The sequence below is a fragment of the Thermobacillus composti KWC4 genome (genome assembly GCF_000227705.2).
Classification (GTDB): domain Bacteria; phylum Bacillota; class Bacilli; order Paenibacillales; family Paenibacillaceae; genus Thermobacillus; species Thermobacillus xylanilyticus.
Genome location: NC_019898.1, coordinates 87,095 through 98,817 on the forward strand (window position 1 = coordinate 87,095; position 11,723 = coordinate 98,817).

Annotated in this window: 13 protein-coding genes; 9 read left to right on the forward strand and 4 right to left on the reverse strand. The window is 46.3% G+C overall.

Annotated elements, in window-relative coordinates; all coding sequences use genetic code 11:
- Window positions 1-255: 255 nt before the first annotated feature.
- The 3 genes from THECO_RS19795 to THECO_RS22780 all read right to left on the reverse strand — a co-directional run bounded on the left by THECO_RS19795 (window position 256) and on the right by THECO_RS22780 (window position 3,128).
- Window positions 256-1,059, reverse strand: coding sequence for an ExeA family protein (locus THECO_RS19795; protein ID WP_015256761.1), 804 nt, complete (start codon window positions 1,057-1,059; stop codon window positions 256-258).
- Entirely contained in the window at window positions 1,056-2,444 is a 1,389-nt protein-coding gene (locus THECO_RS19800) for a DDE-type integrase/transposase/recombinase (RefSeq protein WP_015256762.1), read from the reverse strand. Before THECO_RS19800 ends, THECO_RS19795 begins: the two co-directional genes overlap by 4 nt.
- A 75-nt stretch (window positions 2,445-2,519) precedes the next feature.
- A complete protein-coding gene (locus tag THECO_RS22780) occupies window positions 2,520-3,128 on the reverse strand; it encodes a DUF6431 domain-containing protein (RefSeq protein WP_408646088.1) in 609 nt (202 codons plus the stop codon).
- A gap of 219 nt (window positions 3,129-3,347) precedes the next feature.
- Here THECO_RS22780 and THECO_RS21390 point away from each other — a divergent pair, with 219 nt between their 5' ends.
- The 4 genes from THECO_RS21390 (at window position 3,348) to THECO_RS19820 (ending at window position 6,720) form a co-directional block, all read left to right on the forward strand.
- Entirely contained in the window at window positions 3,348-3,689 is a 342-nt protein-coding gene (locus tag THECO_RS21390; protein ID WP_232427833.1) for an AbrB/MazE/SpoVT family DNA-binding domain-containing protein, read from the forward strand.
- A gap of 239 nt (window positions 3,690-3,928) precedes the next feature.
- Window positions 3,929-4,810, forward strand: coding sequence for a coiled-coil domain-containing protein (locus THECO_RS19810; RefSeq protein WP_015256764.1), 882 nt, complete (start codon window positions 3,929-3,931; stop codon window positions 4,808-4,810).
- A 410-nt stretch (window positions 4,811-5,220) separates the two neighbouring features.
- The gene (locus THECO_RS19815; protein WP_015256765.1) at window positions 5,221-6,447 is read left to right on the forward strand and encodes a hypothetical protein; all 1,227 of its coding nucleotides are present in this window, start codon (window positions 5,221-5,223) and stop codon (window positions 6,445-6,447) included.
- A gap of 45 nt (window positions 6,448-6,492) precedes the next feature.
- On the forward strand, window positions 6,493-6,720 hold the full coding sequence (locus tag THECO_RS19820) for a hypothetical protein (RefSeq protein WP_015256766.1): 228 nt from the start codon (window positions 6,493-6,495) through the stop codon (window positions 6,718-6,720).
- 68 nt (window positions 6,721-6,788) lie between these two features.
- Here the strand turns inward: THECO_RS19820 and THECO_RS19825 are convergent, their stop codons facing one another.
- Entirely contained in the window at window positions 6,789-7,130 is a 342-nt protein-coding gene (locus THECO_RS19825; RefSeq protein WP_041854715.1) for a YolD-like family protein, read from the reverse strand.
- A gap of 89 nt (window positions 7,131-7,219) precedes the next feature.
- Here THECO_RS19825 and THECO_RS19830 point away from each other — a divergent pair, with 89 nt between their 5' ends.
- The 5 genes from THECO_RS19830 (at window position 7,220) to THECO_RS19850 (ending at window position 11,722) form a co-directional block, all read left to right on the forward strand.
- Window positions 7,220-8,164, forward strand: coding sequence for a tyrosine-type recombinase/integrase (locus tag THECO_RS19830; RefSeq protein ID WP_015256768.1), 945 nt, complete (start codon window positions 7,220-7,222; stop codon window positions 8,162-8,164).
- Window positions 8,165-8,469: 305 nt separating this feature from the next.
- The gene (locus THECO_RS19835; protein WP_015256769.1) at window positions 8,470-9,156 is read left to right on the forward strand and encodes an HAD family hydrolase; all 687 of its coding nucleotides are present in this window, start codon (window positions 8,470-8,472) and stop codon (window positions 9,154-9,156) included.
- A gap of 44 nt (window positions 9,157-9,200) precedes the next feature.
- Window positions 9,201-10,520: a sensor histidine kinase gene (locus tag THECO_RS19840; protein ID WP_157373768.1), complete on the forward strand. Its 1,320-nt coding sequence runs from the start codon at window positions 9,201-9,203 to the stop codon at window positions 10,518-10,520.
- Between the two features lie 21 nt (window positions 10,521-10,541).
- Window positions 10,542-11,162 carry a response regulator transcription factor gene (locus THECO_RS19845; protein WP_015256771.1) on the forward strand — a complete coding sequence of 207 codons (621 nt, stop codon included), beginning with the start codon at window positions 10,542-10,544 and terminating at the stop codon, window positions 11,160-11,162.
- 326 nt (window positions 11,163-11,488) lie between these two features.
- Window positions 11,489-11,722 (forward strand): type II toxin-antitoxin system HicB family antitoxin, encoded by a 234-nt coding sequence (locus tag THECO_RS19850; RefSeq protein ID WP_015256773.1) that lies wholly within the window; start codon window positions 11,489-11,491, stop codon window positions 11,720-11,722.
- Window position 11,723 lies beyond the last annotated feature (1 nt).

Consider the following 11,723-nt stretch of genomic DNA (forward strand, 5'->3'; position numbering starts at 1 on the left):
TCACGCACTTATTTTATCAACAAAGCTATGTTATAATGTGGAAAAAACCTTCCAGGGGAGAGAGTACGATGTCCAAAAATACGGGGATCGTAAGGAAAATTGACGAACTTGGGAGAATTGTAGTGTTGACGCTCACGTAAATTGTCGGCGCGTTTCTCAACGACATTGACGTGAGTGTTTGCATGCCAGCCACGCCACCTGAGTGAGAAAGGAATCGCCAATCATCGTAATGGCGGACAAAGGGGACACCGGGGATTACCCCGCTGTCCCGCGTTGACGCTCCAGATCAGCCAGCACGCGGCCAATATGAGCCTCTTCAATCACTTCGTGCCCCTTCGCCTCGGCCTCGTATAACGCCTGACCACAAATCAGATTGATCATCCGGGGTAGTCCCTGACTGGCCGCATGCACCATATTCGCAGCGCTCTCGGAAAATACCGGGCGATCCATCCCGGCTACGTTCAGGTGATGGCGGATATACGCCGCCGTTTCTTCCCTGGTCATCCCGGATAAATGGTACTGCATCCCCACCCGTTGGGCAATCGCCTCATACTTCTTCAGCCGCAGCTTCTTACGGAGTTCCGGCTGTCCCGCCAGAATGATCGGAAAGAGCGAGCGGGCATCCATCTGGTGGCTCATCACAAAGCGCAGCTCAAGCAGCATGGCATCACTCATTTCATGGGCCTCGTCAATCACCACAACGAGCGAGCGTTCCCCTTGGGCTTGCCGCCGCAGCAGCACTTCTTCCCATAACCGTTTCGCCCGGGCGACGGAAAACGGCGGAACTTCATCAACGGCCTGAAGCACAGCCGCATAGAAATCGCGCGGCTTCAGTTCCGAGGTGCAGATGTAAATCGGCAACGTCGTCATCGGATCCAGGCTTCGGAACAAGCGGCGCAATAGCACCGATTTCCCGCTGCCCACTTCGCCGCTCAGCACCCCGAGCTGCCGGTTCAGGGCAGCCAGCTGAAGGCGAGCAAACGCCTCCTGATGCCCCCGGAATTCATAGCAGGCCGCCGCATCCAACTCCCGGCTAAACGGACGCATCGTCTGGCTCATTTCCGCCCACCTGCTATCGTGTCCGCATAGCGAAGTTCCTCTTGTTTCCACGCTTCTTTACGCTTTTCCTGCGCCAGATCCAGAAACGACAACTGGCCATCGGCCTCTTCCACCCATACCGGTTCTTCGTTCCCGTTGGCTCGCTTGTGGCGCTTTCGTTTCAGTTCAAACGGACGAGCATCGGCGTAACGCTTGTCTTGAAACCAGACCTGGATGGGAAGGGAAAGATCGAACGGGTCATAGCGAAGGCGCACTTTGCGGCCCGCCAGATTGCCGTCCACTTCATACGTGTTGCCCGACAGGCGCACGCATCCGGCCCGATCGACGACACGTTCTTCCTCCCACAGGAAGATGTCGTTCAACTCCAGCAGCGAACAGCGCTTGCGTTCCCTGGAACTGGCGCCAAACCTCTCCCGCGGCGTTTGTTTCGTGCTGCCATGCACCCGGTCGTGGTAATAGCCATCCAGCCACGCCCAGAGCGCGTCATTGAGTTCCTCCAGCGTCATCAGCTTTCCTTGCTCGATGTGCGCGTACACTTCCGGCCGAAAACTCGTATCGACAAACTGGAAGAATCTCTCAATTTTGCCGCGTCCCATCGGCCGGAATGGGCGACTATGGACAAGGCGGATCCCCAGCTTGCCGCAGATCCGTTGTAAGTGATGGGCAGAGAAAGCGGCTCCGTTGTCGCAATAAAAGGTCTCCGGAATGCCGTGGCGCAAGATCGCCTTCTTCAAGCTGTCCTCCAGCCGGGGCAGTTGCTCGTCCCAATAAAACTGGGCCCACACGATGTAGCGGCTGTAGTCGTCCAAAATGGCAAGCAGAATGACCTTTTTCCGTTTCTTTGGCTGGTGGGGATCGGGCAAATACACGAAATGTTTGAAATCCGCCTGTAGAAGAACAAGGATGTCCTCCGCTTCGAAGCGGCGAAGCCCTTTCGGTTCCGCGTCCCGGATCAAATCGCGGCGGGAGAGTCCCGCCTGGCGTAAATGCCGGGCCAACGTACTCGGGGCCACCGTTCCGGGCGGTGCGAGTTTGCCCTCCTCGAGCAAAAACACGATTTGTTCCACACTGCGCTGCGGACGTTCCCGTCGGAGCGCTTTGGCGGCCTCGAGGATGTCCGGATCCAGGCGCGTTCGTCCTTGCGACGGGCGTCCCTTCGGTTTGAGCGCCTCCCAGCCGCCTTTGCGGTAGGCCGCCAGATACCGCTCGAGCGTCCGGATGCTTACCGTTTTCCGCATGCTGCCCGGAAAATCGTAGGTGCGGCTCGCCGCCTCCTCCAGCCACGCCCGCAGTTCTCCCGGTAACAGCGACGTTTGGCGGCTGACGATCGGCGCGATCAGCGCATAGCGGGCAGCCGCCACCTGTTCTTGCATCGTCCTGTCCATGGATATGACCTCCTGCACAACATTTCGGGGCCACTGGTCCCCATGCTCCATTGTGCAAAAGGCGGCGGTATTCCTCTACGGACAGGTTTTGTGGGACGATAGACCCTCCGCCGTCAAGATGCCTGGCCGGGTGAACGCCACGAGCAGTGGAAACAAGGCGCCGGGTTCCGGCACACCAAGGGAAGACCACCACACAAAGAGCGCCCGCCAATCGGAAAGCCGCTCTCGTGGTAAAGCGGCCGATGGCGAGTGATGCAATCCCCAGCGCCACAGTCGCGCTTCCATCGCCGATCGCCGCTCGGTCCACCGCCGGATCCAACTTCGAATCGTTTTCTCCGACCACGCTCCACCCGGCAGCCTTTGGGTCTGAGAGGCGATGTGCGCCTGGGACTGATCATCGGCATGCTCACGGACCACGGTTTCCTTGATGTCCGTGGCGGCTTGATGGTGCGCTTCAATAAAGCTGGGCAACAGGCTCATGGTATGTCGGCAACATGGGCAGAGAAAGCGATAGATCGGCACTTGCAGCGCTTCGGTTACGGTGAACACACAGCGGGTAAACTTGCCGTGCCGATGAAGCGTGACAGTGGCCCCACAATGAGGACAGCGGCGGGGACGCATCTCCTCCGGCACGCCGTGAGCACACAGCAAAAGATACACCTTTACAGCGATGTTCCAATGCATTACGATAGAAATGGCAATAGCCACTGGGGAATAGGAAGACGAAGGCGGCCAAACCTAAATGTCTTCCTATTCGCATATTCAGGGCTACGCGCTCCTCCGATCATGATTGTCGTTTCAACTCTATGATTTCTACGTCAACCCTCCCTTTTTCCTTCCCGTCAATGAACATAACAAATCGCCACTCTTCTTCCGTCAAAGAAAGTGAGCGGCGACATTGTAGTGCCAAAAGAAATACGAAATATATACGATATAAACGAGGGTGACGTAGTCGAGTTCTTTGTAGACGAGGAAAAAATTATCATCCGGAAGTATAAAACACAAACCTGCATATTTTGCAAAAGCACCGAACGTCTCACATATTTCAGAGAACAGTTTGTATGCTTCTCCTGCGTAGAAAATGTTACTAAACCTTTGCAACAGCGAAGAGGGAGGGCAACGGATACGTTGGAGAGATTGATCGAAGCGATGGAACGTCATCCTGGAGCCTCCCAAAAGCAACTTGCTCAACTAATCGGAGTATCCCAAGGGCGTGTAAGTCAACTGATGAAACAAATGGCATAAGACCAGTTACCATAGAATAAGGACGATCGATGTAACGCTAAGTGATGCAGCGCAAGGCGGAATGCGGACGATCAATGTTGCAGCCGGCCGCGCCGCCACCTTCACAAAGGAAGAACAGCGCACATGTTCATCGATCGTCCTTTCTTCATGTAAATGACTTAACAAAAATAACATGTTAACATATTGAATTTACAAGACATTTCAATTAACATCAGGATTAAGAAAGGAAGGTGTCGTGAATGGCACAAAAGGGTTTTAACGGCCTGACTGATGAACAAAAAAGCAAGGTCGATAAAGCAATCGAGGTTTTCATTTCGAAGTTTGGCGGCAATCACAACGATTGGCTCGAAAAAGTGGCGGATCTGTTTCTGCTTGAAGAAATGAAGGAAGGCAACCCTCAGTTTACCACCGAGATTAAGGAACTGCAGAATTTAACCGGCAGGATCGTCAAGATGGTCATGAATATGGTGGAGCGAGTTAGTTACGACGCGAAGGAAGCGGAAGAAAAGTACGAGCAATTGAAGGTGCAAAAGAACCTGGAGATAGAGCAACTGATTGGCGAAACCCAGGAGCAAAAGAGGAAGATTCAAGAATTGGAGCAGAACATAGAGAAAAACGCAAAGGAGTGGGCAGAAAGGGAAAAGTATATCAAGCAGCTTGAAGAATCAGCTGACATCAATCGAGAATTGATTAGCGAGTATAAGGAGAAAGTAGAGCAGTTAGGTGGGCTTGTAGCTGAATACAGAGCTGCATATGAAGAACGAAATGGATTGAAATCAGAACTCGAAAAAGCCAACAAACGCATCGAAGAATTGGAAAAAATGCTCGACTCCGAGCGCGAGCAGAGAAAAGGCATCGAAAAATCCGTTTCGGACAAAATACAGGCACTAGAGCAAAAACATAAGGAAGATATTGCTCGGGTTATGGACCGCGCACAAGTCGAAAAAGAACGTGAAGTGCTGCGGATTCAATCTGAAATGCAAAAACGGATAGCCGAACTTCAGGAAAAGCATACCGCCGAAATCAAGGAATTGTATGAACGGATAGACCAGCTTCGAAATGCTAAAGTCGAAAATAAGGAACGGAAAGGGAGTCAAAAGAATAGTTTGAATGATAACTAATGCTAGGTATCACACAAAAATTGGAAAGGCGGCCGCCAGCGTGGTTCTTTGTAGAGTGTGATGTTTTCCGATCAAATGCTATAATAACTACAATGCAAGGGGTACAAAAATCGAATTTTGGTTTGCTGCAGTTGCTCCTGAATTATTTACTGCCGATTATCTGTAATCTTTTCTCCGGATTATTATATCGCGAGCAGCTCCCCATCCATTTAGACGCACTTCGAACCGTAATTATATAGGCTCTACGGATTTTGTGGTGGAATGACAAATCGTAATTTCCAGAATTAAAGGATAATGGGATGTCGAAGTTAAAAGATTTTAATGTTTACATCGGAGGACTGGTAATGAGTCGTTTCCACCATAAATTCCGAATACCCATTATAGAAAGGATATAAGTGAGGGATAACCTTGTGATACAAAAAGACGTGTTGCAATCCATTGCACAAGAAGTTATCAACGCTCGTTTTGGTAACTTTTTTTCCGACGTGTTAGCCGGCCGGGTGGCTCTTTCTGATTTTTTGTGCCGGCCCGAGGTCGAGATAGCGGTTCGTGAGTCTATAGAAGGGAACTGGGATCGAATTATCGACACCAAGAAATATCCCTATTGGAAGAGGGAGGACGTGACCAATGAGGACGAGCAGTTCATTTATCGGAAGGTTATCGCTCAGATGCAACCAATAATGATTGAACAGCTTCATCAATTGTTAGTTGATGCGGCCGGCCAACATGAAGCGGGCTATTTCTACCTACTCACCGCTTTACACAAAGATCTTTCTGGTCTAATTAACCGGGAAGATATTGTGCGGGCCTCAGAACTTTTGTGTCTCCAGAAACGTTTATCTGACTTATTGGACATCGTGACGACAGTTGAAAAAATAAATGTAATTTTACACTCAAATGGTTTTCTGACTGCGAATCCAACTTCAAATGATAGTGTGGACGTTTACATCAAGAACAACTCGTCTGATGATTACTTGGCATCGATATCCGAAGCAGCAATACGTTACGACACCGTTTCGTCACCAATGAATGCTGTCCTGGTACAAACAACAACGCATACTATTTCAAGGCAAGTTGCTGACAATTCCGGAAGACTTGGAATGTTGATCGATCGGGACATAGCTCGCGTAGATGCAACAAAGCCGAACATCACGCCCGAGAAGGGATATTTCAAACGCATAAAACTCTCTGGTGGTGCCATTGTGGACGAAGGCGACACTGTATTGGGGGTTTTGCCGGAATCTGTCGTGAGGTCACTCGATCTTAGACACGGTGATGTCGTTCGGATACTTGAGAGGGACGATCGAGGACGGTTAAAAGTGCAATTGCTGGAGCGGGCAGAAACCGATGAATCAAACCGTGTTGAATTAAAGTTTTGCCTTGTGTCCATGCGCAACGAGGAAGGGAGAAGCTTTTTGGCAATCGACGAGATGCTGGTGGGCGGCGAGAAGAAAAGGATTAGCCTTCCGGGTTCAAAGGAATCTTACTTGGAGATTAAAGAGGAAGACATACGCTTCTTCAAACTAGAAGTAGGTGATGTTGTGGATGTCGCATATTGGGTTAATCGCCCAAATACTTTCAGAGTGATATGGAAGTATCGACATGTGCAGGCTGGCAGATCCGAACGATGTTCATGAGAAGGAAAAAAGCTCTAACTAATGACTTGAAAGGCAGGGATTGTTATGACATTAAGCCGGCATCAGCGCGAAAAAGATTTGAATGAAGTGATCGCGGCCCGCCGCGCAGCTGCAGTAAAATTACGTGAGGCATTGGCTTTAATTGATGCAGCGAAGCGAAAACTCACTTATAATAAGAGCGACGCAATCGTATTTGATCTGAAGCAGATCTACGAACAACTTAAAGAAACCACTGAAACATTGGAAGATCCGGAATTCGATCCAACGTTATAGGAGGGATTCCGACAGAAAATTTACTTCACAAAATAAAGATTTTGCGAAGTAATAAACAGATGGTCAAGTTAAGGCGCTGTAACCCGAACAATATCTGAAAAATAAATGTAGTCGTTATTGCCGATCCGGATCCGCTTAGTTTGTTGTTCAATTCGCTCTACGACACCTGTATGCGGGATGTCTTCGAACTCGCTGTACGTATAAATCGTAATCGGGGTTCTATCAATGAATGATTGTTGAATCGCAACAGAAATATGCTGCAGTTCTTGCTCATCTAGGATAGGCCGTTCACGCTTACGGATCGATACCTGATGTTCCATTAATGCTTGTCGTTGTTCGGGAAGGATTATACGACTTCCCTCCCTTAACATATTAGAGCCAGGAATATGTTTGTTCTTTCTATTCATCATGCAATCCCCTTCATTCCATGATGTAACTTCATTATACAGCAAAATGAACTCAAAAACGAACAATCGTTCTATATAGGAGTGTGTTTGTTATGACCTTAATTGATGAGCTGAATGATAAATTTGCTTATTACTTGGAAATGACCAAACGTAGATCGATGGGAACAGTTGAAGGATATCATAGAACGATTTCTCGATTATCGACATGGCTCAAAGAAAACCGCAATATTACGAATATCCAGGATGTAACGGCTGACGATATCGAAGCATTTCTAAACACATTAAGGCACCCTCCCACTGTGGACTATCCTACTGGCAGGCCGTATGAGGCGACGACCAGGGCTGCGATGATTTCCGCAATACGGCACTTTTTTGAGTGGGCTGTAAAGAAAAAATATTTAGAGTTTGATGTGAGCCAGCTTATTGAATATCCTTCCCTCAAGGAACAACTTCCGAAAAGTTTAAGTGTCGAAGACGCCGAGAAATTGATGGAAACAGCAAAAAAACGGAAACTGGCCGAGCGAGACTATCTTATGACACGAATTTTTTTAACGCTTGGCGTTCGTGTTTCAGAATTGGTAGGGATGAATGAAGAAGATATAAACGAATCAACAGGTGAAGTGCTTATACGGGGTAAAGGAAACAAAGAACGCAGGCTCCCTCTCACCCCCAAAATTGTTCAAGCACTTGATGCATATCGGCCGGTCCGCCGAAAAATACTTGAAATCAGAAAAAGAAAAGACGAGCCGGCTCTCTTCATTTCAGAAAAGCGTGGAACGAGACTAACAAGACGAGGCGCGGAATTAATTATCGAGGAAATCGCCAAAGAATCCGGAATAAAATACAATTTCAACGTTTCACCACATAAACTGCGACATACTGCGGCCACAATCTTATACAACGATGGCGAGGCCGACCTGCTTGCAATTTCAGAATTGCTTGGCCATAAGGATCCAAGCACAAGCAAAATTTATACAAAGGTGAACCGTGAAAAACTTAGAAACGTCATCCAATCCAATCCGTTAGAAGGTATCTGATCTTCCCCATTTATAGATTTAGTTACATTGATATAGATAAAAACACGCAAAAAAAATCAAAAAGTATGAATAATCTTCGACATGAAGTGACAAAATCATCAACGGCTGATGTTGTACAATAAATAAACCCACAAAAGCCCATTTCACCTTTTGACAAATTGGGACGATAGATCTACGGGCCAAACGTAGTAATACTGGTAACTGGGTCGCCGATTGGTGAAAAACTATAAGACCCCATTCGGGGTCTTATAGTTTTTTATACAGGATAATTTTGAGAGATATTAGTTGAGGAGGTTTATGATGGTATGGAAAAGAGAATCGAACAAATACTGTCTACGGGCATCGAGGGAGCCATCTTCGACGTTGATAATACCCTGGCAAAATGTAATATTGTGGACTTCTACCTGTTTATCAAGAAGAAGGAGTTAAGCCCCCTCCTTTGGTGGTTTTACATGTTCCTATTTGCTTTTAGAGTCCCTATCCTGATTTTCGTGGACTTTATTTCTCGGGATCTATTTAACCGATGGTTTGTCAACCGGAAATTTAGGAGATTTCGATACGAGGAACTGGAAACCTATGCAGAACAATTTTTTGAGGAATTTTTGTCGAAGCGGATGATCGCCAGTACGCACGACCTTATCTTCCAACTAAAAGCAAACGGCATTCCTGTTGTTCTACTATCTACGAATTTTGATTTGATAGTAAAACAATTTGGGAAGTATTTCGACATACCGTACACATGCTTGAGAATCATGAGGAATGACAAAGGTATTATGATCGATTTCTCGTCTCTTGAGAATTTTAAGGAGAATGAAGTTAAAAAGTATTCTAAACGCTGCATTGGCGTCGGAGATTCGAAATATGACATCCCGATATTAAACCACGTGGAATATCCCTTTGTGGTGGCCAACAAGCCCCGAAAGTGGTTCCGTCTGTTGAATAAGACCCCCGAATTACTTGACACATCGTTAAAGCGAGTTGGTGAATCTTGATATTTGTTCTTTTTGCCTTATGGACAATAGCCACGATTCTTATAGTGAACGATCCCAAAAGCACATCAACCAGGTGGGCGGCGTTTACTCTCTATGCAGCTGGCGGAGGCGGGCTTTCACGCACCATAACCGAAACGATTATCCCTTACCTTAAAATGTACCATCTAAGTTCACATTTGACCGAACAAGTGTTACTAAACATTCAAAAAGTGGGCTCGTTTATGAACCATGCAGGGGCGCCATATGGTTTCCTTATGTACGCTCTAACAACAACCCCCAAGCTTTCAAGCAGGTTTACGAAAATTCTAGGATATGTGCTCTGGTTGCCGATCGTTCCCTCCATATTCGTCTCGAAATGGTGGCCGTTGTTACAACCCAACTTCAAATTCTTGTTTTTTTGGTGTGTACCGTATTACCTTATCGGGATTGTTCTGATTTTAACAAGCTTCATTAAGGAGAAGAGTCCGACCACAAGACAAGAGAAGTTATTTTTGGTCGTCATCATAACTCCCCTCGTCTTATTTCAAATTATTGTGAATTATACACTCAAAGCCTTTTTTAATAATGACTACGCATGGCGCCTAATGCCTGGCGTTATAGCACTTGTGTTTTTCAGTTTTTTTATCTTGGCCACGAGATACGGGTCGCTTGGTATCAGGTTGCGCATCGAAAGACAAAACTTGAACAAGACCATGAAATCACTTGTATCAGGCACCTCGATATTGAATCATACGCTAAAAAACGAACTACTCAAAATATCTCTATTCTCTGATAACATTCGAAAAATAACGCAAAATTCAGAGGGGCCTGATCTTGAAGAGCAGCTAAAAGGGATCGAACAATCACTTGAACATCTAAAGCATATGACAATGCGAATCCAGGAGCACACCCAAGAAATAATTATTCAAGAGTCAGAGTGCAATTTGCTCGACCTGGTCAGCGAAGCCGTAAAACATTTTATATCAAACCATGAAAATGTCAAGATTTCAATAAATGTCCCAGAAAAAATAAATCTCATTTGCGATCGAATTCATCAAACGGAGATCATCAACAATCTGATAAAAAACGCGATCGAGGCCAAGACGGACGGAGGACCCATTGAGATAGATATCCGGACTACGATGTCTAAGAACAAATTTACGCTCATCATACAAGATAATGGGCCGGGAATCATTAAGGAAAACTTGGGCCTGGTGATGCAACCGTTTTTCTCGACAAAAAAAGGTAAAAATTTTGGGCTTGGTCTGTCATATTGCTTCAACGTAATGCAGAAAATTCGCGGTCAACTCGTAATTATCAGCGAGGAAAAGGCCGGAACTACTGTATTGTTGGAGTATCCCATCAGCAAAGTGGTCATAAAATAAGGCAAGTCCAAGAGGTGGATAATGAATCGGATTCGTATATTTCTTATTGACGATGACTTAGCATGGCTTTCGGCATTGAAAACGTTCCTTTCAACTGAGGAAGATTTCATCATTATCGGAACGGCCGCCAACAGAGAACATGCGCTGGACTTTATTGAAAAAAACCAAGACATCGATGTTGTGCTACTCGATGTGAACCTAACCGCCAACAATCTCGACGGAATCAGTCTGGCTTTAGAGATTTTGGATAAAGTACAAGTGAACATCATCATGCTTACGGCTCTGGAAGATGAAGATGTGGTAAGAAACTCGATCGCCGCGGGAGCAGATCAATTTGTTTCCAAAGTAAACTATCGCCTTCTCCCCCATATTATTCGAGCACTAAAAGGAAAGTCTGATCCCATGAGAATTATTGCGAGCGAATACCGGAAAATATTAAAAGAACATTACCTCAAAGAGCTCACTCCTGAAGAACGGAAAATCTACAATTTGCTGGAGAAAGGCTATTCACGCACAAAAATTGAACAAGAGTTAATGAAGAGTGAAAACACCTTGAAAATTCAGATCAAAAGTATTCTAAAAAAATTGGGCGCAATCAATTCTAAAGATGCAGTAAAAAAGGTGAAGCGTTTAGGGTTATAAAAAATCACCCTAACAAAAGTCCTCCAGAGGTAGTAATATAATCCTATAAGGCAAACCTGAAGGGGAGGAAGTATGGAGGAGAAAAAGCCCAAAGGACGATATGAACAAGTCCTGTGGCTCACAACATACATAGGACTCCAAGGGCTCGAATACGCAACAGATCGTCGAGTAAGGCAACTGTTTGAACGGTATTACAAGGAACATCAAGATAAGCAGGACTCTCGTAAACCAAATACTTGTCTGCTCTGCGGTCAGGAAGTAAAAGTCCAATTGATATGTGGTTGCGGGACCAATGAAGCCATCACGAATTAAAGGGAGTGGATAACATGCCGGAAGTACCTTTGCAGTTCACTGTTCTTCTTGAAGGCGATTATGCATCAAACAATTACTGTGCCTATATTCCGGAACTTCGGCTGAACGCGATAGGAGATACAAAAGAGGAAGCGATTTCGAATGCAAAAGAAGCAATTGAACGTATGTTGGCAGAACAAAAGAAAAAGGGGAAATCGATAAAGACCTTCTCGGCCGAAGTTATTTCGCTTACGGTAAATTTAGATTAAC